The following is a 23,863-nucleotide window of genomic DNA, read 5'->3' on the forward strand; positions in this document are numbered from 1 at the left end:
AGAGTTAGGTGTAAAAGGTGACGTTGATTATTAAGTTTTTTATCATGAAAGGCTATCTTCTCTCTTGGAAGAAACGTTGCATAAGAGCCTTACACTCCTCTTCCATGACGCCAGAGGTTACATTTGCCTTGGGGTGGAACGCCTTAGGAGCGTATTCATGATAGCCTCGCTTTATGTCAGGGCACCCATATACAATGCGTTGAAGTTGCGCCCATCCGATTGCTCCTGCACACATGATGCAGGGCTCAACAGTAACATATAGCGTGCAATCTTGTAAGTACTTACCTCCTAACTCGCTCTCCGCAATCGTGATGGCTTGCATTTCTGCATGGGCGGTAACGTCATTTAAGGTTTCAGTGAGATTGTGGGCACGAGCTATGATACGATCTCGACATACTACGACAGCCCCTATTGGAATCTCACCTTCACGGTATGCAGCCTTCGCTTCATCGATTGCGCGCTGCATAAAATACATGTCTTTCTTTATTTGCTCATCGGTACTCATGCCACAAAAATACGTGTTTTATTTTGATTATACAAAACTTTGTCCTATCTTTGTGGTGCAAATAATAATGTGAGAAAGGCGCATGGCATACCATAATGATCTAGGTAAATGGGGCGAAGAAGTTGCTGCTAACTATCTTCAACAGCAAGGTTATACCATCTTACATCGTAATTGGATGTATCAACACCGTGACTTAGATATTGTTGCAATGGACGCTGGAGCGTTGGTGATAGTGGAGGTGAAGACACGAAAGGACGAACGCTTTACCAATGCCGATGCAGCTGTAACACCACAGAAGGTGCGCTCCTTGTCTCTTGCAGCTAATGCTTACGTCAAGAGATATAATATAAGTTTGGAGATACGATTCGATATTATCACCATCGTTGGATGCCCTGATGATAAGCACGAAGTACGCCATGTGAAGGATGCCTTTCTACCTTTTATATAATAGATAGCTATCATTCATGAAAATTATAGATGCAGTATTAGGTCTTTTCAAGTCTTCAGTCGTAGAAAAGAAGCAAGAAGTAAAGGTCATTCGATTACCAGAAGTGGATAGTACAAACAAGTTCTTACGTAACTATACACCTGCGGAAGACGAGCCAATGACTGTTGTGGTGGCAGAACATCAGACCACTGGGCGGGGGCAAGGAACTAATACTTGGGAGAGCGAAAGCGGTAAGAACCTATTATTCTCCATCCTTGTGCATCCTACAATGCTGCCTGTCCGCAGTCAATTCTTGCTCTCTGAGGCAGGAGCTTTAGCTTTGAAAGAAGCCTTATCAAGCTATGTTGCGGATGACATACGCCTCAAGTGGCCGAATGACATCTATTGGAAGGATAAGAAACTGAGTGGAACTCTGATTGAGACCAAACTTAGTGGCGGACATATAAAGGATTGCATCTTTGGTGTAGGGCTCAATGTTAACCAATCCACATTCGTTAGTAATGCTCCTAATCCCGTCTCTCTCTGCCAGGTCTTAGGGCATGAAGTAGATAAGGAAGAACTCCTCAAGCAGATAATTGCTAAGTTCCAAGAGTGTTATCACCTGTTAGAACTAGGCGGATACAATGATATTAGTGCAATGTATCACGAAGCTCTGTACCGTAAGGGAGGCTTTCATCGTTACCGCGACATAGATGGCGAGTTTGAGGGAGCCATCGTTGAGGTAGAAGACGATGGACATCTCATCCTAAGAGACCGCAGTGGAATGATTCGTGAATACCAGTTTAAAGAAGTAGAATTTATTGTTTAATAAGATACATAAATGGCAAGATTCAAACGTATACTATTGAAGCTCTCTGGTGAGAGCCTTATGGGTAAGCAGGGATTCGGCATAGATCCAGAACGCTTAAGTGACTATGCGAAGCAGATAAAGGAGGTGCATGACATGGGCGTGCAGATAGGTATCGTCATCGGTGGAGGTAATATCTTCCGTGGATTAAGCGGTAGTCAGAAAGGTTTCGACCGTGTGAAAGGCGACCAGATGGGTATGTGTGCCACTGTAATTAACTCCCTTGCGCTCTCTTCTGCACTTGAGGCAATCGGTGCAAAAGCCAAAGTTTTGACAGCAATCCGTATGGAACCAATAGGTGAGTTCTATAGTAAGTGGAAGGCTATTGAGGCTATGGAGGCAGGCTATGTATGTATTTTCTCTGCTGGAACAGGCTGCCCTTACTTCACAACGGATACAGGTTCTAGCCTCCGTGGTATCGAGATAGAAGCCGACGTAATGCTAAAGGGTACACGTGTAGATGGCGTTTACACAGCTGATCCAGAGAAAGACCCAACAGCGCAGAAGTACTCTGAAATTACCTATGATGAGATTTACAACAAGGGCTTGAAGGTTATGGATCTTACAGCAACGACGATGTGTAAGGAGAATGACCTACCTATCTACGTCTTCAACATGGATGTTGTTGGCAACCTCAAGAAGGTGATGGACGGCGAAGATATAGGTACATTGGTTCACAATTAAGCTATATCTTGAAGGTAATTAAAGTGATAAAATAAAGACAGCTATGGAGTGTCTATGCTTCGATAAGTTGCTTATGGCACTCTTGCTGCTTAGTGATTTTGGGCTTATGAACCTATAATCTGTAAATAATTCAACGATATATAGAATTTATTGTTTACCTTTGCAAGCGAATTTTTAATCGTACAAATCAATGAACAAGAGAAATACATTACTGTTTATCTTCATGCTGTTCGTTAGCATTACAGCTTTCGCACAACAGAAGCCAGCACACTTTACTGTGCAACAGAAACAAGTGTCTCCAACAGAGGTAGACCTCATCTTCTCTGCAAAGATAGATGCGGGCTGGCATGTCTATTCGACTAACTTACCTGCAGATGGGCCTACGTCTACTACTTTGCATATAGAGAAAGCTGAGGGTGTGACACCCGTTGGTAAGCTCACTGCACGTGGTAAGGAATTGAATGTCTTTGACAAGGCTTTCGAAATGAAGCTCCGCTATTTTGAGAATAGTGTTAGCTTTATTCAACGTTATAAGATCACGGCAAAGACATACACGATCAAAGGTTACTTAGAGTATGGTACTTGTAACGATGAGATGTGTATGCCTCCAATGCAAGTGGAGTTCAATTATAAGGGGAACGGCCCTGCTGAAGCTCCCGCTGCGACGCCAGCAAGTACATCAACTACCACCGATAATACTGCGTCAGCTGCTACTCCAGTAGCAGCTGATGGTTTATCTGCACTAGCTGCAATGACTGCTGATACGGCAAAAGAGGCTACCACGGCTAAGATGGACTCAACTACTGCAACGGCTCAAACGGCTGTTCAGAGTACGCCAGACGCTGATTTGTGGACGCCTGTAGTAAAGGAGTTGGCGGCATTCAATAATGCGCAAAATAACAAGAGCAACTCTCTTTGGTACATCTTCTTCATGGGTATCATAGGAGGACTCGTCGCTCTGCTCACCCCTTGCGTGTGGCCAATCATACCAATGACCGTTAGTTTCTTCCTAAAGCGTGCGAAGGACGACCGCAAGAAGGGTATTCGTGATGCCATAACATACGGTATCTCAATTATAGTAATCTATCTTGGCTTAGCGTCAATAGTAACAGCTGCATTCGGACCACAGAAGTTGAATGAGCTAGCAACCAATGCTCCGTTCAATATCTTCTTCTTCCTTCTGCTGTTAGTATTCGCCTTTAGTTTCTTTGGTTGGTTCGAACTCCGATTGCCATCATCGTGGGGCAATGCAGTAGATAACAAAGCGGCAGCAACCACGGGCTTGCTTTCAATCTTCCTTATGGCGTTCACCTTGTCACTGGTAAGTTTCTCTTGTACAGCACCTGTTGTGGGACTTTTGCTTGTTCAGGCAGCCACAAGTGGTGACTGGGTAGCTCCAGCAGTGGGAATGTTTGGTTTCGCTTTGGCGTTAGCCTTGCCTTTCACGCTCTTCGCCCTCTTCCCCTCTTGGTTGAAGCAAGCACCTAAATCAGGTTCATGGATGAATATGATTAAGGTTGTGTTAGGCTTCATTGAATTGGCATTCTCGCTGAAGTTCCTATCAGTAGCCGACCTCGCATACGGATGGCATATCCTAGATCGTGAGACATTCCTATCTATTTGGATTGCGCTCTTCGGGTTGCTCGGTCTCTATCTCATAGGAAAACTCAAGTTCCCACACGATGATTCTGATCAGAAGGCAATGCCCGTACCAGCCATTATGCTAGGTCTTTGCTCATTAGCATTCTCCATTTATATGGTTCCAGGGCTTTGGGGCGCACCTTGTAAGGCGGTTAGTGCTTTTGCACCACCTATCAATACGCAGGATTTCAATCTAGCTCCACAAACCGTACATGCACAATATACCGATTATGAAGAAGGCATGCGCGCAGCTGCAGCAGCTGGGAAACCAGTCTTGATAGACTTTACTGGCTTCGGATGTGTTAACTGTCGTAAGATGGAGGCATCGGTATGGACAGACTCCCGTGTAGCTGATAAGCTCATGAAGGATTATGTGCTCATCTCGCTCTATGTAGATGATAAGACTCCGTTGAAACAGCCTGTAGAGGTGAAACGTCCTGATGGTACTACCCGCACTCTGCGCACTGTGGGCGACAAGTGGAGCTATCTTGAGGAAACGAAGTTCGGTTATCTCGCACAGCCCTTCTATGTGCCATTGGATAATGCTGGTAAGCCTCTCAATGGTAGCTTCAGCTTCAAAGAGGACGTGAAAGCCTATCTTGACTTCCTGGATAAGGGGCTTGAAAACTACAAGGCTGGTAAGTAATCAGCTTAATAAGACTTACGCTTAATCCCTACCAATTAGTTTCAATCGTACTGGTAGGTGAGATAAGATAATAATAATGGTGTGATGGCAATTTGCCGTCACACCATTATCGTTTCTAATAGCATCTGCGTATGCCTCAAAATGACACGTATGTGTCAGCGAAATAACACGTATGTGTCAATCCACGTGACACATACGAGTCAAGTGCGTAGCACATACGAGTCAAGTGCGTAATACGTATGTGTCATTTTACGGCGCATATATGTGTCACAAAAGTCCTCTATTATCATTGCTTGTTGTTCGCTAGGTGATATAGCCCCTCGCTTATCCATCGTCTAGCTGTGGGAACTTCCGTTTCTTGAAGAAGAGAGCAACGGAAGAGGAAAGTACGAAAGAAGCCATATTAAGGAGTCTTTGTGCGACCACCTAATATGGCTTACTTTTATGATTGCTGTATCGTTAGACGTTTATAGCAATGCTTTGAATTTCTCGTCAAGCACAGCCTTTGACGCAGCACCCACGAACTTATCTACTAACTCACCATTCTTGAAGAAGAGGATTGTAGGAATGTTGCGCACACCGAAATCGATAGCTACATCATCGTTTTCCTCAACATCACACTTACCAACAACGATCTTTCCATCATATTCCTCAGCGAGTTCAGAGATGATAGGACCGACCATCTTGCAAGGGCCACACCATGTTGCCCACAGGTCAACTACTAATGGTAAGTCACCATTCTTATAAGTCTCTAAGTTCTCGGTAGTGATTTTTACTTCCATGTCTTTTTGTTTTTTATAATTATACTGTTTGTTATTAAACTAATATCTCACGCTTATGTTATATCAAAGTGTATGCCACCTTTATATATAGCTAATTGATGTGGAACTCCATCTTATTGCTGGCAGTGATAAAGTCTATCAACTTTCGGTCTACATTGACTCCCTTGTTGCGACTCTGTAGAGTGACAATCGTGTTCTCTAAGGTGCGTAGCTGAATAAACAGCTGTGTTTTGCCTTGGTGCTCATCTATCACCGTTGATAATTCCGATACGAGTTCATCATCTAAAGATGAGGCATCCATTGAGATTGTAAACCGCTGTAACTTATGCTCTTTTACATCATAGAGTTGTTCCACATTCTGCACTTTCAGTTCCAATAACGATGGGTTATTGCGGTAACGTGGCTGACATTTAGCCGTTATATAAATGCTGTAATTAGGTTTTAGAACGTTATTCCATCTTGCCCAATCATCACCGAAGAGAGCTAACTCGCCCGTTCCCTCGAAGTCTTCTATCGTCACAAAGCCAAAGGGTTTACCCGTTTTCTGTGAGAAACGCTCGCTTACTGCCGTGACGATACCCCCGAATGTCACCTCGTCAGTCTGGGATAGTTTGGTCATGTCAGCGTTGCGTCCAATCATGGAACAGCGTGTGTTACACATATTGTTGAGTACGACGCTATACTCATCCAATGGGTGAGCTGACAAATAGACACCTACTAACTCGCGCTCCTTATTGAGCTTCTCTATCGTCGGCCACTTCTCCGTTTTGGGGGCAACAGGATGTATGACATCAACAGCGTTCATGTCGCCGAAGAGAGAGTTTTGTTGCTGTGCTTTCTCCAGCTGGAATAGCTGTCCGTAGCGCACAATCGTATCAAGGAATATGCTATCTCGCCCTGATGGGGCAAAGAACTGCTCCCTCAGCAAGCCGAAACTATCGAATCCTCCGCTGTAAGCTAGGCTCTCAAACGCCTTACGATTCACATTGCTAAGATCGACACGTTCCGCAAAGTCGTATATATCCTTATAGGGTCCGTTCTTCTCTCGTTCACGTACTATACTCTCGGCAGCACTAGTTCCCATACCCTTGATAGCAGCTAGACCAAATCGAATCTCACCTTTCTTATTAACACCAAAGCCGATTTGACTCTCGTTGATATCAGGGCCGAGCGTCGCAATCTTCAATGCTTTGCACTCCTCCATCAGCTTGGTTATCTCCGTGATCTGGCTGAATCGACGCGTCATTAACGCAGCCATATATTCGGCTGGATAATGTGCCTTCAGGTAAGCAGTCTGGTAAGCCACCCACGAATAGCACGTGGCGTGCGACTTGTTGAAGGCGTAACTAGCAAACTTCTCCCAGTCACTCCATATCTTCTCTAATATCTGTGGATCATGCCCATTAGCCTGTCCTTGCTTGATGAACTTCGGCTTCATCTGGTCAACGATAGCCTTCTTCTTCTTACCCATCGCCTTACGTAAGGCATCGCTCTCACCACGAGTGAAACTTGCTAACTGGCGACTTAGGAGCATCACTTGCTCTTGATAAACCGTGATTCCGTATGTATCCTTGAGATACTTCTCCATACATGGGATGTCATACTTCACCAGCGAAGGATCGTGCTTACGCTTAATAAAGTCGGGGATATAGTCCATTGGACCTGGACGATACAGCGCATTCATGGCTATCAGATCTTCAAAGACTGTTGGATGAAGCTCACGGAGATACTTTTGCATACCAGCTGATTCGAACTGGAAAGTACCTATCGTCTGACCCTTCTGATATAATTGATAGGTCAGTTCATCATCTATAGGAATGTTGTCGAGATCAATAATATCACCCGTGGTCTGTCGGATAACTCGACAGGCTTCTTTCAGCTCTGACAATGTTTTCAGACCTAGGAAGTCCATCTTGATTAAACCTGTTGACTCAATGACATGACCATCGTACTGCGTTACTGGAACCTTCTTCTCGGGGAAGTCAGGGTCGGTTGCTGTGGATACAGGAACCCAATCATCAATAGGATTACGACAGATGATGAAACCGCAAGCATGTATACCCGTATTGCGCACAGTGCCCTCAAGCATCCTCGCATACTTTATGGTGTTTCGTTCTCGAATATCCTCACTAACCTCTGCATCCTGTAGCTGTGGGGTACACTTGATAGCATTGGCTAGATTCATCTTCATGCCATCTGGTAAACGATCAGGTATCGCCTTGCACAGCTCGTTGGCAATCGCTATAGGTAATTTCTCTACACGGGCAACATCCTTGATAGAGTTCTTTGTCGCCATTGTACCATAGGTGATGATATGCGCACAATTCTCATGTCCATACTTATCCATCACCCATTGCAGCACACGCCCACGCCCATCATCATCGAAGTCTGTATCGATATCAGGGAGATTCACACGATCGGGATTAAGGAAGCGTTCGAACAGTAAGTCGTACTTCAGTGGGTCGATTTTCGTTATTCCTAAACAATAGGCAACAACCGAACCTGCAGCTGAACCACGACCCGGTCCTACCATAACCCCTAACTCTTGCCGTGCAGCATTGATAAAGTCCTGTACTATGAGGAAGTAGCCAGGGAAGCCCATGGTCTTCATGACGTGTAGCTCGAACTTTATATGACTCGTCACTTCTTCTGAAAGAGGATCGCCATATAACTTCTTTGCACCATCATAAGCTAGTTTCGCTAGATAATCGGCTTCAAACTTGATACGATATATCTTCTCATAACCGCCTAATCGCTCTATAACCTTTTGTCCTTCTTCGGGTGAGAGAGGATTCTCGCCATTCTCATCGGTGGTGAACTCCTTGTATAAGTCTTCCTCTGTGAATTTCTTTTCCCACTCTTCTTCTGTTCCAAACGACTCAGGGATAGGGAAGAAAGGCATGATAGGACCATGGTCAATACTATAAGGCTCAACCTTGTCTAGCACCTCCAGTGTGTTTGTCAATGCCTCTGGTATATCCGAGAAGATGTCATTCATCTCCTGACGAGTCTTAAACCACTCCTGCTTGGAATAGCGCATACGCTTAGGATCGTCCAAATCCTCACTCGTTGATAAGCATAGTAAATGGTCGTGAGCCTCAGCTGTTTCCTTATCTTCAAAGTGACAGTCATTCGTACAAACTACCTTTATTCCATATTCCTTAGCGAACTGCAACAATACTTTATTAGCCTTTTGCTGCAAGGGAAAAGCCTCTCGATTGGCAAGGATTGTTGGGTCTTTCACCTCATGACGTTGCAACTCTAGATAGAAGTCATCGCCGAATACACGATGATACCACTGGCATGCTTCGCGCGCACCATCGATATCTCCGTGGATAATCTTATTAGGAATCTCACCAGCAATACATGCCGAACATACGATCAAGCCCTCATGATACTTCTCCAACTCGGCTCTGTCAGTTCTTGGACGATAGTAATAACCATCCACCCAAGCATGGGATACGAGTTTTATAAGGTTCTTGTAGCCCTTATAGTTCTTTGCTAACACGATAAGATGGTATCCAGAATTATCATGCATGGATTTATCTTTATCATGCATAGTGCGTCGTGCAACATACATCTCACATCCGAAGATAGGCTTGAAAGGCTCTTCACCATTCTTCTTACGCCCCTTGTTGACCTTAGCACAATAGTCCGAGAACTCTTTTATACCGAACATCACGCCATGATCTGTTATCGCCATACCCTTCATTCCATCAGCGATAGCCTTATCAACAAGCCTTGTCACCTTCGATTGACCATCGAGGATGGAGTAATTAGTATGTACATGTAAATGTATGAAATCTTCCATTAAGCTACGAGTTTTGAGCTGTAAAGTTACGATGAAAAGCCCATATAGCCAAAAGAATGATTATGAAAATTTGTAGAAACGAGCAAAAAGAACTACCTTTGCAACCGATACAAAACGTCGATTTAACGTCCATGGGGAAAATTAAAAAGAAGCTCAAGAAGATAAGAATACATAGAGAAGGAACAAATACGCTGCTTTATGGCGGTATATGTTTAGCCCTTATTGCGTTGGTTCTATGGTTTGCAGTTCCGTCAAAGATACCTTTCTGGATCTTTGCTGTAGTGTTTGGTACAGTCTATGGTATCGTTTTAAACTTCTATAGGTGCCCTATTCGCTATTTTGGTAGTGAGGAGACCGAAGGGATTGTGGTGGCTCCTGCGGATGGTCACATCGTAGTTATAGAAGAAGTAGACGAGAATACATACTTCCATGAACGCCGTTTAATGATTTCAATATTCATGAGTTTATGGAATGTACACGCTAACTGGTTCCCTGTTGATGGCGTAGTTAAATCGGTACAACACTTTGATGGTAACTTCCATAAGGCTTGGCTTCCCAAGGCAAGTGAGGAGAATGAGCATGCCGATACCATTATCACTACTCCTGATGGTACTGATGTGTTATGTAGGCAGATTGCTGGTGCTATGGCACGACGCATTGTGACCTATGCTAAGGAGGGCGAGGAATGTTACATTGATGAGCATCTTGGATTCATCAAGTTGGGTAGTCGTGTTGATATCTTCCTCCCTGTAGGCTCTGAAGTATGCGTTAAGATGGGGCAGGCAACAACTGGCGACCAGACGATTATCGCTAAGTTGAAGCCGAAAAAATAAACGGATAATAATGAAGAAACATATTCCTAACAGCATAACATGCTGTAACTTGATTTCAGGTTGCATTGCAACGGCATTCGCCTTCACTGGTGATATAAAGGTAGCATTGCTGTGGATTATTATAGGAGCAGTCTTCGACTTCTTCGATGGCATGACAGCTCGACTCTTACATGTTAGTTCTCCTATTGGTAAGGAACTTGATTCTCTTGCGGATGACATCACCTTTGGCGTAGCTCCTTCTACTATTATCTTTAGTCAACTACAGTTGATGAGCTATCCAGAGTTCCTCGAGCCGCTACGTCCCTACCTCCCTTTCGTGGCTTACATCATGGCTGCTTTCTCTGCATTGCGCCTCGCGAAGTTCAATTTGGATGAGCGACAAGCACTCGGATTCATAGGTTTGCCGACTCCTGCCAACGCTCTCTTTTGGGGTTCGTTATTGGTTGGTATTGGAGAACAGATGTATTATCGCCCTTGGACACTATACCTAATTCTGATTGGAATATTGGTTAGTTCGTGGCTACTTGTATCCGAGATACCTATGTTCGCACTGAAGTTTAAGCATTGGGGAGTGAAGGGTAATGAGGTGAAATACCTCTTCTTAGTTACTTGTGTTCCGCTTGTTGCTATCTTTGGTATCACGTCTTTTGCTATTATAGTTGCTTGGTACGTTGTGTTATCAATGATAGTTAAACAGCAGGCAAGTAAGTCATAATACAAAGGAGACATTATGGTACATGATTTCTTAAGGTTTGCTTTCAGTTTGCTCATCTTCTTTCTCATCATGATGGGATGGGTTGCTTATGCTTTCTATAAGCGAGTAACACGTATTCGGGAGCAGTTTGATCCATACAGACAACAGAGAGGGGCACAGTCAAATGAGCCAACAATTACAGATAACAGACCTTTAGAGGAACGTAATAAACAGGTTATCCCAGATAGTGAAGGGGAATATGTCGATTTCACGGAAGTAGATGATAACAAGTCATAAGACTTCACTTACACTATTGATAATCACAAGAAAGAGAGTATATCAAGGTTTTCTTAAATCAAAGATATGCTCTCTTTCCTTTTAAGAGAGCCTCTCCTTCATACGAAGAAACGCCCTCTTTCTATCAAGGAGGGCGTTTCTTTTCATTCATTCTTTATTGTTTATGCTTCTAATGAATGATTAGTAGAACTTGTTTTTATGCCTAATCACATTGTTAGTATGCCTAGTTTCGTTAGCTTAACACGTCAAGAGCCTACTGCCATCAGGCTGTTCTTCAATCGTAACTTTGATGACGTTCCCCGGAAGAACATCCTCAACGAGTTCCGGCCATTCGAGTAGACAGAGGTTACCACTATAGAAGTAATCCTCATAACCCATGTCATAAACCTCCTCCAACTTCTTTATTCGATAGAAATCAAAGTGATAGATAGGGTTGTCATTGCCGTCTGTATACTCGTTGATGATGGCGAATGTAGGGGAAGTTATGACGTCTTTAACCCCTAGAACTTCGCAAAGTGCTTTGATAAAGGTGGTTTTTCCTGCTCCCATCTTACCATAGAAAGCGAACACCTTGCCATCTCCCATTCCTTTAATAAACTCCTTTGCAGCCTCGTGAATGGTATCGAGACTATTGATTCTAATTTCCATATTGCTTTTATTTATCTGTTCTTAATTATCGTTTACGTGGTGTGAGTGTAACCAACGGGACGATCATTTCTTCCAAAGAGATACCTCCGTGTTGGAAAGTATCCTTATAGTAAGACACGTAATAGTTGTAGTTATTGGGATAAGCAAAGAAGGAGTCGCCTGTAGCGAATACGTAACTTGTACTGAGGTTAGGGGCTGGCAGCTGTGCTTGATGCGGATTCTTGATAGTGAAAACCTCCTTAGAATCATAGTTAAGACTCTTCCCCAGTTTATAACGGAGGTTCGTATTCGTATTGCGATCACCGATAATCTTCACTGGATTAATCGTCCGAATGGATCCGTGATCAGTTGTGATTATTACCTTATAGTTCGATTGTGCCAACTCTTTGATGACGTCAGCAAGGACGCTGTGTTGGAACCAGCTAAGTGTAATGGAGCGATAGGCACTCTCATCACTGGCTAGTTCACGTATCATCTTCATCTCTGTTCGGGCATGAGAAAGCATATCAATGAAGTTAACCACAAGTACATTAAGATCGTTTTGAGCTAAGTTCTTGTATTGTTGCATGAACTTCTCTGCACCTGTTGAGTCGTTAATCTTATGATAAGAGAACCTGTCATGACGGCGATAACGCTCTATCTGCGTCCGAATAAGCGGCTCTTCGTTGAGGTTCTTGCCCTCTTCTTCGTCCTCATCGACCCACAATTCGGGGTACATCTTTGCTATCTGTTGAGGCATAAGACCACTGAATATAGCATTGCGAGCGTATTGTGTCGCTGTTGGAAGTATGCTCATGTAAAGGTCCTCTTCGATCTCGAACATGTCACCAATCTCTTTCGACAGGATGCGCCATTGGTCAAGTCGGAAGTTATCAATGACGATGAGGAATACTTTCTCGCCTTTGTCAATGAGTGGAAACACCTTTTTCTTGAAGACCTCTGGGCTTAGTAAGGGCTTATCGTTGGTTTCGTTGTTGGTATCAGACTTCTTATTGCGTCCTGCCAAACGTGCGAAACTATTGTTTTTCTTTGTTTCCTGTGGTGCTACCCAGTCGAGATAATGCTTTGAAATATACTTAGCAAAGCCATTATTAGCCTCTTCTTTCTGCATTTTCAGCATTTCCACCATGTTGCTGTCGGTACTGCTTAGCTCTAATTCCCAGTGTACTAACTTGCGATAAACCTCTTTCCAATCATCGAACGAACGGCAGTCGGCAATCTCCATAGCAATCTGTTGATAGCTTTGTTGGTATCCGCTCTGCGTTACTTCAGTGACAATTTCCTTCTGATGGATATTCTTTTTCAGTGAAAGAAGTATCTGATTCGGGTTGACGGGCTTGATGAGATAGTCTGCAATCTTTGCTCCAATCGCCTGGTTCATGATGTCTTCTTCCTCACTCTTCGTCACCATGACAATCGGTGTAGCAGGTTGAATCTCCTTGATCCGTTGTAAGGTCTCGAGCCCAGAAAGCCCTGGCATCTGCTCATCAAGTAGCACAAGGTCAAAAGTCTGCATGCCACATTGCTCAATAGCATCAGCCCCGTTGCTAGCCATGACAACCTTATATCCTTTGTTCTCAAGGAATAGGATGTGCGCTTTCAACAGCTCGATCTCATCATCTACCCATAGTAACAATCCGTTGTTCATATATCTTCTTGCTTATAGTTAGAACCCCTCCAAGTCATAATACTCATCTTCGATGTTGTTTTGAATGGGTTGATTCTTCTTGTTAGTCTTGTTGTTATTCTTCTTACCAGACGTTGGTTCGTCATCTCCGAAGTAAATGATCGGACCATCGTCTACCGTCTTTAGCTTCTTTGCCGGAGCCTGTTGAGGCTGCTTAACAGGTGTTTTCTGCGGTACAGTAGATGGTGTCTTCTGTACTTTTAGTTCTGTCTTTTGCTGTGTTGGAGTGGGCTTTGTTTCAGCCTTCTTCGTCTCTTTTGCTGTGTTGGCAGGAGCCTTCGGGAGAGCAGGTGTAGGCTTTTCGGCAGGCTTCTCATCAGGAATAACGAACGTGTTAGTGTCCTCTAACGTTGGTTTCTTTACCTCCGTAGGCATCTCGAAAGTGTTTTCATTCTTTGGAGATGTCGTCGGCTCCACCTTCTTTGATGTCGGTGTGTCCAACGGAATATCCATCGTGTTGTTTGCAGGAACATCCATATCATCAGGGAAGAGATCCTTATCATTGGCGTACTTCTCCTCTATCTTCTGTAGAAGATCAGGCTCGCGCGGTGTCGCCACTTCGGCTGGTTCACTCAAGAGATAGCGTTTGGTGACTTCAAGCGGTGAGAAGTTCTTTTTATAGAAAGCCTCATAATCCTTATAACTATAGGTTGTTCCAATCAGTTTCAGGTTCTTGTCACTAATAATGACAGCCTTAGTAGTCTTGCTCATCTGCATCACTACGTCCTTAGCAGCAAATAGTTGACGGGCATATTGATACGCTTCATCATAACTGCGGAAGCCCGATACCATCATTTGATGTAATCCGCTGAGGTCTTCTATTTGTATTTCAAAGTTGCGAACGAGGAAGTTTGTGAAGTTGAAACGTGCTAACTCGAATAGTAACTTGTTCTCCTTCAATGAGTCGGGGTTGTATATTAGCAAGAACTTAAAGTCTATGTTGCGTTCAGGAGAGAGCTTCGCTTGTCGGATACTGTCGCTATCACTAAGGATGGAAGTGCGATATGACCATACAGCATTTAGGTCGAACTTACCGCTGCGGAGCTTCTTTCCAGCCTGAACACCATTCACTATCATTCCAGCCATCTCACTGATGCGACTGTTAGGGTACTTCTTTACCACCTCCTTCATGTCGGTTAAGCACCCATTAGCGTCTCCCGTGTTTAGCTTACTCAATCCCCCAATGAACAAGAACTTATCTCGGTTGGCTCCCATTGGGAATCGTCTCTCGGAGATTTGAGCGTTACTAGCAACCTCATTATAGCGTCCTTGCTTGAAAGCATCGTAAGTTGAGGCATATAGAGAGTCTTCTATCTGCACGCCGAAACGTAAGTTTTGTTTGTAATAAGGGTCAGTTAAGAGGGTAGTCCACTTACTCTTAGGATATTGCCGACTTAACTTTGTAAGGTAAGTCTCGGCTATTTCGGGTTCGTTCTTACGCATATAAAGCAAGTAGAGATGGTAATAAACATCGTCCATAGCCTCATAGTCAGGATAATTATCACTCACTCTGCGTAGTGCCCGCTCTGATAGACGAAGGTTGTTAAGCCTATCCTTGAATATTACTCCTGAATGATGTAGACCATCCTCAAGTATCTTGTTACTTGCAGCAAGCTGTTCCGCAGAGAATGGGATTTGTGCTAGATAATACTCCCGCTTATGTGGGTCGTTCTTTAAAGAGTCTCTTGTTTGTTCGAGAGAATCCCTCTTTGCTTCGGCTTTATATATGGAGTCGCGTTGAGCATCCGTCATTTCATAAGGGGTGTTAGTGTTTCCAATATTCCTAACAACCGTCTGATTCATGCGTTGCCAGTTGTCGATATTCTCTCTCTTGCCCCATAGTTGTTGGAATGTAACCTTTCCTTGTTGTACAGCCGTTGGATTATAGAAGTACCAAGTACTCCCTTGTTGATGATTGGAGTTGACTCTTTGAATATTATTCGATGTGTTGTTACGTCCGAAATTACCATCCATACCTTGCTGCTGGGCGTTGTTATTTTGCAAGCCCAGTGCATTTTGCTCCTCTTTCTCCTTCTTCTTCAATGCTGTGATGACCCTATCTATTGCGGCGTTACGCTCTTTCTCGGAGCATTTAGCAAGTTGTTGGAGAGAGTCCTGCAGCTGAACAGCATCTGTATAAGGTGCTAATTCGTCTAATATCTTCGAACGATCAGACAACTGTTCATAGTCTTTACGATCTCTGTCAAGTAATCCCAAGGCTTCATCATAGCATTTCTTTGCATTGCCGAAACGCTCTTTAGCCCAATACAAATCGCCAAGATGTAATAACAAAACGCCTTTCTCAATGCCACTACGCGTCGCCTTCTTACGTCCCTGTTCGTAAGCATTGATTGCCGCAAGCGTATCTTTGTTCGCAAGATGTATGTTGCCCATTGCGTAATAGACCTGATCCAGATATTCCTTATTGTTATCTGAAGCCGCCATGTGCCTTAGTTTGCTTATCATCTGCTTGCTTTGTCCTTCTGCCATGACCTCTGTTTGGGCAATGCGAGCGTTGAATTCCAGTTCATAAGGGGGATTAGTACGAATGACGCGTTGGAAGGCTTCATAGGCATCTTGCCTCTTTCCCAGTGCAGCATACACCTGTCCAAGTAGATAAAGTTCACGTGCTTTCTGTTTCTGACGCATCTCGTGCTTGATAACCTTTTGTAAGTAAGGCACAGCCTTAGCCAGTTCTCCCGTGTGAAGATAGTAGTCTGCGTAAGTATAATCCCACTCCTTCACCGCACGCCAGTCCATTGAGTCACGTTGCATATTGCGAATAACATCCTCTGCATCGTATAGCCAGCCCTGTTCTATGTAACATTTAGCCAACCAAGCACGTGCTTTTCCATAGATGGCGGGCTGCCCCTTGTACATACGACTCATGTAGGCGAAGGTTGCAGCAGCCTCTTCAAAGGCTCCTTGATGGAACTGTGAGCGTCCCATTAACATCCATGCCTTCCACAAGAAAGGGTTATATTCACGTCGTGAGAGCCACTCTATGTCCTTATCAGTCTTTCTTCTGTTCTTAGTCCACTCTGGTCTCTTCTTGATACTATGCTTAGCTATTGCCTTCTCTGCCTTTTCTATGGCACGATTAAAGTTACTTTTCCCTAAGTCCCGACTATTCTTATTGCCGACAGTATATAGTGGAATAAGTTCGGTAAAGTTATCCTTGTTCCCCTTTTCTTTCTCTAGAGAACCATCGATATAAGCCTGTGCTCCATTAAAATATACGTTATATCGGGTATTAAAAGCCTGCCACCAGCGAGATTGAGCGGTGTTATTCTTCGTAGAGCAACCCACAATCACCATTGTAATGATTGCTAATAAAGAGAAGGTTATATGTCTGTTTGCTTTCTTCACGTTAGCCTTCAATCATTGTTATTAGTTCATCCTTAATCTGATTAGGGACATTTATCTCACGGAGGATGAGGCTTCTATTCCAGCCTTTTGCCTCTTGTGGCTGCATGGTATAGAGTATATTGGCAAACTCTTCGGCTTCTTCATCGGTGTATTGATTCGACTGTCGCCCACGGAAACGATCGAGTTCTTCGTCATCATAGTACTCTATTTCCCTTGTAGCAGCTTCCATCATGCACACTTGTTCACACTTATCATCAGTGCCATCACACGATGAGCAATCACCAGAAGTCGGCATAACAACATCGGGTTCACCCTCTTTCTTCTTGGTGAATAAGGTTGTTATGGCAGCAAAAAGAGCCAGTACTATAAGTGCGCCAATGCCAATATAAAATATACTCATTTGTTCTTTTCTTCTTTTGGAAACATGAGAAGTAGGACAGATAGGCTATTCTACCTCCGTAATGTGAAAGCCCGCAGAGCGTAAGTCAGCCCAGAATTGAGGGTAAGACTTCGTTACAACTTCTGGATGATCTATGCGTATTTCCCCCAGTTTGATAGCTAATGGAGCGAAAGACATTGCCATTCTATGGTCTTCGTATGTGTTGATGACAGGAAGAGAAACAGGTTCGCAACGTTCACCCTCCCATGACAACTCCCCTTCGTTACGGCTTTGAAGGACGTACCCCAGCTTTGCCATCTCTGTTTTCATTGCTTCTATGCGGTCTGTCTCTTTGATTCTTAGACTGTTCAAGCCCGTAAAATGGAAGGGAATACCCAACACTGGACATGCTGCTATCAGTGTTTGTGCCAAGTCTGGATGGTTAATAAAGTCGTAATCCATCCTATTCAGCATACGGGTATGGCGTGTTAGTGTTGCGTCAGTCAGCCCTTCTGCATCCTTGCGAGCGAAGTTTGTCTTTATACCCAGCAATGAGAAGATGTATCGGACAGCTGCATCTCCTTGTCGTGAACCATCTTTTAAACCAGAGATAACCACCTCTGCGTCTAAATCATCTTGTAATGCAAGTATCTCATACCAATAGCTTGATGCCGTCCAATCATTCTCTATCGTGTAAGTTCGGCGTGTGTATTGCTGTGGTTTGACGCTAATTGTGTCGAAGTTAGTCCATTCTGCAGCAACTCCAAACTCATGCATAATATGCAAAGTGAGGTCGATGTATGGTCTAGACACAATCTCCCCCGTGAGCTTCAAGTCCAATCCTTTGGTCAAAATGGGTGCAATCATGAGTAAAGCCGAAACGTATTGCGAACTTACATTGCCAGGTATTACCAGTTGTCCGCCCTCTAATTCACGTCCACGAATGCGCAGGGGAGGATAGCCCTCATTACCGATATAATCAATATCTGCACCTAAGTAACGCAAAGCATCAACGAGAATCTTTATCGGTCGATGCTTCATTCGCTCTGTTCCCGTGATAATATGCTCTCCTTGTGATAGGCATAAATAGGCTGTCAGAAAGCGCATTGCAGTGCCAGACGCCTTTATGTCAATCACATCTGATGGTTGGGAGAAAGCCTGCAAAATAACTTTTGTGTCATCACAACCCGATAAGTTCTCTGGTAGAATCCCCTCTTTTGTAAGTGCCTGCACGATAAGTGCACGATTACTAACGCTTTTTGAGGCTGGAAGTGTGATGCGAGTATCAATATGTTGGGGTGGAGTTATGATGTATTGCATGCTTCTTCAGTGCATAATTATTACATCACAAAATTACAAAATAAACTTGGGATGTGAGAAAAAGAACTTCAAAAGTTTGCTAATATCATGGAAAGTAAGTAATTTTGCAGGGCTTTTAAAGGAACGGGATGTAGTTCAGTAGGTTTAGAATGCTGGTCTGGGGGACCAGTGGTCGCCAGTTCGAGTCTGGTCATCCCGACTTAATTGAAGAGAAAGAAACCATTCTTTGGTTTCTTTTTTTTTGTTTTTTAAGCTGTTAAAAACGTTGTCTTCAAGTCGACTTAAAGCCTTTCTGTAATGTTACAAAAGGCTTGGAGAAGTATTACAGAAGCCTTGGAGAGGTATTACAGAAGGCTTGTAATAATTCTGAAGGTTATTAAGTGCCATCGAGTGTTCTATTTTTTTGATAGGAATTAATTACATTTTCTATCATCAAAGTACGCTTTGTGCATAAAAAGGTATGGTTAGTAATAGCTTTTCCAATTCTTATTTGTATCTTTGTTACCCATAGTGAAAACCAAAGTCTATTAATTTCTACAAATGAAGATGAACATGAGAAAGACGATAATGGAGGGAATCTTTGGGGGTAATCTCACCTGTTATCATGTGCAACTTAGGGCTGGAACATCCGCTTCCTCTTGTCTGGTGTATGCGAGTTATGCTATTAATAAGATACTGATAAGCATGTTTATACTATTAGCTGCAGTGCCAATGAAGGCTCAAAACTTTCGAACTCTGCGCGATGTAAAGGTGAATGAAACCATACTTGACCTTTCTCAAACAGCCTGCAAAGTGATTCCACGTAATGCAATGCACTCTCGGCATAGATTACAAAAGCTTATTCTCCCTGCGACTTTGGACTCTATTGGTAGTCAGGCGTTCTTTGCCTGTGATGGTTTAAAGGGGCAATTACTCATCCCCGTATCAACCCGTGTGATAGAGGCATCGGCTTTTAATGGTTGTAGTGGTTTGGATGAACTCGTGTTTGAAGGTTCTCCTCGTTTGGAGTCTTTCGCGTTTGCTAATTGTAAGGATTTGCGTGTGATACGTCTTTCAGCACTTGTTCCACCCGTTTGTGCTGCTAATACCTTTGTAGGAATTGATTTTAAGAGAGTCAAACTCATTGTTCCTTCAAAGGCAAAAGCGGCTTATCGGAACGCTGTGGGTTGGCGTTCTTTCTTTTCGAAGACCGAAGAGAAGAATGTTTGTGAGCCTGAAGAGTTACTCGTTCCACGTCCTCTTCACATGGAAGTGTTCTCTAAAGCAAATCCGAAAGGCGTTTATAAAAAGGCGTTGAATTGGTCGGATGTTATCGGCATTGAGGCTTCGAACTGTTTAGATAATGAAAAGAAACAAGCGGAACGCATACTTCGTGAACGTACAACAAGTGTGCTCCGTCCGCAAGCTAATAATATAAAAGGTGGGAAGAGTAGGGGAGTAATGGTGCGTTTATCTCTTGATTCAACTCTAAACAATGCTGAGGCTTATACGTTAGACATATCAAATAAAGGTGTAGAGATAAAGGGAAAGACTGCAGCGGGAGTGTTTTATGGACTGATGACACTCGAACAATTATGTATAGGGAATGGTGTTGCTGCCCCCTCAACAACGATTCCTCCTCTTTATATAGTAGACCAACCACGAACGGAAGTGCGTGAGTTAATGGTGGATCCAGTGCGTCATTTCATCCCATTCAACGATTTAAAGCACTTCATTGTAGAGATGGCTCGCTTCAAATTCAATGCTCTTCACCTCCATTTAGTTGATGATCAAGCATGGAGAATAGAGATTAAGAAGTATCCAGAACTTACTGAGAAGGCCTCCGACAGAGTAGGAATGGATGATATGCCAGAGCGTATTAGTGGCTTTTACACGCAAGAGCAGATGCGTGAGTTGGTACGTTTTGCAGCTCAATATCATGTTATGGTGATTCCAGAGATAGAACTTCCCGGTCATGAAGTGGCTGCTATTCATTGTTTCCCACAACTCTCTTGTGCTAAAAAAGAAGTCCCCATTCGTTTGACCTGTGGCGTTAGTAATGACTTACTCTGCCCTGCCGAACCCTTTGTTTACGAGTTTCTTGATAACGTTCTAAAGGAGTTAGCCGAGGTGTTCCCTGCTCCATACGTTCATCTGGGCGGTGATGAGGCGGGTCAACCACCATTAGGAGCATGGACAAACTGCCCTGCTTGTAAGGAACTAAAGCGGAAGGAAGGGTTTACAGAGAACTGGCAATTACAGCAATACCTCTTTGATCGAGTTATAAAACAGCTTCATCAGTTGGGGAAGACGCCGATGTATTGGTATGAGAAGGAGTTTAAGACGATCCAACCGGGGTGCGTTGTTTATGCTTGGCGGAATGGGTTAACGCAGGTGGCGATAGATGCAGCCGTGCGTAACAAAGCAAAGATTATGATGTGCCCAGGCGAGCATTGCTATCTTGACTACCCACAAGGGCGAGGCGATATGCCAGAGGTTAATTGGGGAATGCCCGTTACTTCGCATGAACAAACTTATCGTCTTGATCCGGCATGGGGGATGGATAGCACCTTTGTACAGCGTAATCTCTTAGGCGTGAGTGGTACACTTTGGAGCGAATGTATCAATTCTTCGGAACGACTTTATTATCAAGCTTTCCCTCGTGCTGCTGCTTTGTCGGAAGCAGGTTGGACCATTCCTGAACGGCGCAGTTATACTGATTACCTCCTTCGTGTGCGCCCTTTGATGGACGATATGTTGCGTCGTGGTATCGCAGTGAACGTGAATTAAACAAATAAACACCTCTTTTTACACCGAAAGTCCACTTTTCTTTTAAATCTCTTTGCCGTTTTAATATCTTTTATTACTTTTGCAGCCGTAACAAAAAAACGATAATGATTCAAGCATTAAATATTCAAGCCACAACGAACAACGCCTTATATAATAAAGGTGTTGCTTATTGTGTATCTGCATTTGAATCATTGAATACGGAGAGAAAAATAATCGAGAAAAAGATAGCAAATTATTTGGTAGTTCCAAATATTTGTATACTCTCTCTCTCTCTCTCTCTCTCTCTCTCTCTAGTAGAGCAGGCGTAAATTACACATTTTTTTCTTCTCGCATACGCGCGCGCGAAGCGTGCCGTAAACCCTGTAAACAAAGGACTTCTAGGAGTTTCCTTTGTTCTTTTTTTGTGTCCTTTTGCGAACTCTATTTAAAGCAAAATAAGAACGAAATAACAACTATTTTAATCAATGAAGTAATGAGAAAAAAGCAAGTAAAGAAGAGTTATTCTACACCAGAGTGTATGATAATTCAAGTAAATGAAACCACTTATCTTATGGATACGTCTTTCCCAGGGCAGCACAAGCCAGCGCATCATGGCAGTGGTCCATCCAGTGCGAAAGCTGCACAGATGTGGCAGGATGATGATGAAGATGCAGAAAGTACTTCTCCTTGGGAAGACTAAGAGAGTTATAGACAAGAATCAGTAAAAGACAAAGTAACAATGAGAACAAGACAATTATTTAAGACTAGCCTGTTATCTCTTACTACCCTTTGCAGCATGGCATTGGCAGTCGTCTCTTGTGCAAATGAGGATATTGCACAAAACAATACAGGCAGCAATAACGACAAGAACTACACAACCTTCGTTGCAGGCGAACCAACAAAGACTCGCACCTCAATGAATTATAATAGTGGTAAGTTTTATTGGGAAGAGGGCGATAAAATATATGTAAAGGACGATGACGGAACATTGCAAGAAAGTAATGCTGTGGATGCTGCTCACGCACATTCAGAATCGTTCAGTTTTAGGGTTCCGGGTAAGTTCAATAACAGTGCTACTTATAAAGTTTATTATCTAGGTAAGAGCGGAAGTGGCAATCAAGTGACAATACCTACTGCACAGACGCAGACAAAGCCGAACGATACTGAGCATATCGGTGATTTTGGTGATTATGGCACAGCCACTGCGAATGGAACTATTGGTGGCGGTAGCTTCCATTTTCAGTTAGAACACCAAGCAACTTATCTCGTCTTCCAGCCTTACACAAGCAATGCAATCTTACAAAACTGCTACCTAACTAAGATTGAGGTAACTTCCGACAACGATATAGCGGAGACTTATACTGTCAACACTAGCACGGGTAACCTGGACGCTTCTGCAGGTAGTAAGCAAATTGTCTTGACTACCAAAGACCCCGTAGCAGGTAGCACTAACGAGAAAGGTTTCTCTTTCACCAATGCCGCCTCTATCTCTACAGCTGATAAGATCTATATGCTTATCAAGCCAGGTGCACATACGCTTAAGGTTCGTTACTGGATAAAAGATTATGTAACCAACGTAGAGGGAACAATTACCAAAACTTTATCTTCTTTCAACTATGCAAAGAATACCTACTACGACATGACAGCCAGTTTAGATACGAGGAACTATGATTCAAACTATTGCCTTTGGGATGCACAGCAGCCATTCTGGTATGGACATGAGTGGAACGCTCCAAATCCTGCTGATCGTTGGCAGCCGCTTGTTTCTATGAATCCCTTCCCTCACGCATCAGAATTAATAAACCCAACTGATGCACGTGCAGCAAGCACCGTCTTCCCAGGGCAGGGAGTTCGTAACGATGCTGTTAACCTCTGTAAAGACTGTCCTAATGCTAACGAGATAGCATGGTATACAGAAAAGGGCGACCCACGATTTGATGCCGATGAGATTTGGATCACTATGGGACATCTCTACAAAGGCGGTTTTTGGTTAAAGAAAAAAAGCAAGATGGCACTTGATAATAGTACAACTGTAGCAAATATTGAAGGTTCTGGGCCTGATGGTACTGATTGGCGTACTCTCTCATTTTCAAAAGATATTGCTCAGAACTACCCATTAACAACAATACCATCTGCTAATGAAATTAATAATTATTTTTTCATTCCATCAATTGGTGTGGGAGAGCAGTCACCATATGGTAAAATATTCCGTTTAGATGGAACAATGGGTATGTTTTGGTCTTCGAATAGCTCTGTTACGCATGATGGTGCCCAAGCGATGTCTATCTCTTATGATGGTTCCCAAATAAGAATATATGTTACTACTAATTACAATCGTAATTACAACATAGGCTATCCTTTGAAATTCGAGTAAGATGCAAGAATAATTTTATCATACCTTAATTCCGCAACACTATTATAAATTAAACTTTTTAAGTACCTGAGCAACAAAAAGTTGCTCAGGATTTTGCCATGTCAGAATTTTCACTTATCTTAGTGTTGCAAAAAAAAACAAGAGAATCCA

Annotated in this window: 19 protein-coding genes and 1 tRNA gene; 12 read left to right on the forward strand and 8 right to left on the reverse strand. The window is 43.3% G+C overall.

Annotation, left to right across the window (positions count from 1 at the left end; genetic code table 11):
* Positions 1-52: 52 nt before the first annotated feature.
* Complete coding sequence (locus F0475_RS08975) at positions 53-505, reverse strand: nucleoside deaminase (protein WP_155716353.1); 453 nt, start codon at positions 503-505, stop codon at positions 53-55.
* Positions 506-587: 82 nt separating this feature from the next.
* On the opposite strand from F0475_RS08975, the gene F0475_RS08980 reads away from it, so the two are divergent.
* From F0475_RS08980 to F0475_RS08995, 4 genes are all read left to right on the forward strand, one after another.
* Entirely contained in the window at positions 588-953 is a 366-nt protein-coding gene (locus F0475_RS08980) for a YraN family protein (protein ID WP_155716354.1), read from the forward strand.
* A 16-nt stretch (positions 954-969) separates the two neighbouring features.
* Positions 970-1,761, forward strand: coding sequence for a biotin--[acetyl-CoA-carboxylase] ligase (locus F0475_RS08985; RefSeq protein ID WP_155716355.1), 792 nt, complete (start codon positions 970-972; stop codon positions 1,759-1,761).
* A 12-nt stretch (positions 1,762-1,773) separates the two neighbouring features.
* Positions 1,774-2,484, forward strand: a complete 711-nt coding sequence (pyrH, locus tag F0475_RS08990; protein ID WP_004383793.1) for a UMP kinase — start codon at positions 1,774-1,776, stop codon at positions 2,482-2,484.
* Between the two features lie 190 nt (positions 2,485-2,674).
* Entirely contained in the window at positions 2,675-4,771 is a 2,097-nt protein-coding gene (locus F0475_RS08995) for a protein-disulfide reductase DsbD family protein (protein WP_155716356.1), read from the forward strand.
* A 467-nt stretch (positions 4,772-5,238) separates the two neighbouring features.
* On the opposite strand, the gene trxA is transcribed toward F0475_RS08995, so the two are convergent.
* Entirely contained in the window at positions 5,239-5,553 is a 315-nt protein-coding gene (gene trxA / locus F0475_RS09000) for a thioredoxin (protein ID WP_009435672.1), read from the reverse strand.
* A 91-nt stretch (positions 5,554-5,644) separates the two neighbouring features.
* Positions 5,645-9,364, reverse strand: coding sequence for a DNA polymerase III subunit alpha (gene dnaE / locus F0475_RS09005; RefSeq protein ID WP_155716357.1), 3,720 nt, complete (start codon positions 9,362-9,364; stop codon positions 5,645-5,647).
* Between the two features lie 131 nt (positions 9,365-9,495).
* On the opposite strand from dnaE, the gene F0475_RS09010 reads away from it, so the two are divergent.
* From F0475_RS09010 to F0475_RS09020, 3 genes are read left to right on the forward strand one after another with little or no spacing between them, the layout of a single operon-like run.
* Positions 9,496-10,197 carry a phosphatidylserine decarboxylase family protein gene (locus F0475_RS09010; protein ID WP_009435658.1) on the forward strand — a complete coding sequence of 234 codons (702 nt, stop codon included), beginning with the start codon at positions 9,496-9,498 and terminating at the stop codon, positions 10,195-10,197.
* Positions 10,198-10,207: 10 nt separating this feature from the next.
* Positions 10,208-10,912 carry a CDP-diacylglycerol--serine O-phosphatidyltransferase gene (pssA, locus tag F0475_RS09015; RefSeq protein ID WP_155716358.1) on the forward strand — a complete coding sequence of 235 codons (705 nt, stop codon included), beginning with the start codon at positions 10,208-10,210 and terminating at the stop codon, positions 10,910-10,912.
* A gap of 15 nt (positions 10,913-10,927) precedes the next feature.
* Entirely contained in the window at positions 10,928-11,188 is a 261-nt protein-coding gene (locus F0475_RS09020; protein ID WP_155716359.1) for a DUF4834 domain-containing protein, read from the forward strand.
* Positions 11,189-11,425: 237 nt separating this feature from the next.
* Here F0475_RS09020 and tsaE read toward each other — a convergent pair whose 3' ends face one another.
* From tsaE to F0475_RS09045, 5 genes are read right to left on the reverse strand one after another with little or no spacing between them, the layout of a single operon-like run.
* Positions 11,426-11,836, reverse strand: a complete 411-nt coding sequence (tsaE, locus tag F0475_RS09025; protein WP_155716360.1) for a tRNA (adenosine(37)-N6)-threonylcarbamoyltransferase complex ATPase subunit type 1 TsaE — start codon at positions 11,834-11,836, stop codon at positions 11,426-11,428.
* Between the two features lie 25 nt (positions 11,837-11,861).
* Positions 11,862-13,484 carry a T9SS response regulator signal transducer PorX gene (gene porX / locus F0475_RS09030; RefSeq protein WP_155716361.1) on the reverse strand — a complete coding sequence of 541 codons (1,623 nt, stop codon included), beginning with the start codon at positions 13,482-13,484 and terminating at the stop codon, positions 11,862-11,864.
* A gap of 18 nt (positions 13,485-13,502) precedes the next feature.
* Positions 13,503-16,841: a type IX secretion system periplasmic lipoprotein PorW/SprE gene (gene porW, locus F0475_RS09035; RefSeq protein ID WP_234422985.1), complete on the reverse strand. Its 3,339-nt coding sequence runs from the start codon at positions 16,839-16,841 to the stop codon at positions 13,503-13,505.
* 52 nt (positions 16,842-16,893) lie between these two features.
* The gene (locus F0475_RS09040) at positions 16,894-17,292 is read right to left on the reverse strand and encodes a FeoB-associated Cys-rich membrane protein (RefSeq protein ID WP_004383806.1); all 399 of its coding nucleotides are present in this window, start codon (positions 17,290-17,292) and stop codon (positions 16,894-16,896) included.
* A gap of 45 nt (positions 17,293-17,337) precedes the next feature.
* Positions 17,338-18,591, reverse strand: a complete 1,254-nt coding sequence (locus tag F0475_RS09045) for a 3-phosphoshikimate 1-carboxyvinyltransferase (protein ID WP_155716363.1) — start codon at positions 18,589-18,591, stop codon at positions 17,338-17,340.
* A gap of 124 nt (positions 18,592-18,715) precedes the next feature.
* Here F0475_RS09045 and F0475_RS09050 point away from each other — a divergent pair.
* The 5 genes from F0475_RS09050 (at position 18,716) to F0475_RS09070 (ending at position 23,713) form a co-directional block, all read left to right on the forward strand.
* A tRNA-Pro gene (locus tag F0475_RS09050) sits at positions 18,716-18,790 on the forward strand.
* Between the two features lie 341 nt (positions 18,791-19,131).
* On the forward strand, positions 19,132-21,360 hold the full coding sequence (locus F0475_RS09055; protein ID WP_155716364.1) for a family 20 glycosylhydrolase: 2,229 nt from the start codon (positions 19,132-19,134) through the stop codon (positions 21,358-21,360).
* A 104-nt stretch (positions 21,361-21,464) separates the two neighbouring features.
* Positions 21,465-21,668, forward strand: a complete 204-nt coding sequence (locus F0475_RS09060) for a hypothetical protein (protein WP_155716365.1) — start codon at positions 21,465-21,467, stop codon at positions 21,666-21,668.
* A 164-nt stretch (positions 21,669-21,832) separates the two neighbouring features.
* A complete protein-coding gene (locus tag F0475_RS09065; RefSeq protein WP_155716366.1) occupies positions 21,833-22,039 on the forward strand; it encodes a hypothetical protein in 207 nt (68 codons plus the stop codon).
* Between the two features lie 39 nt (positions 22,040-22,078).
* The gene (locus F0475_RS09070; RefSeq protein WP_155716368.1) at positions 22,079-23,713 is read left to right on the forward strand and encodes a hypothetical protein; all 1,635 of its coding nucleotides are present in this window, start codon (positions 22,079-22,081) and stop codon (positions 23,711-23,713) included.
* Positions 23,714-23,863 lie beyond the last annotated feature (150 nt).

The organism is Prevotella vespertina, from assembly GCF_009728485.1.
In the GTDB taxonomy this organism is placed as follows: Bacteria; Bacteroidota; Bacteroidia; order Bacteroidales; family Bacteroidaceae; genus Prevotella; species Prevotella vespertina.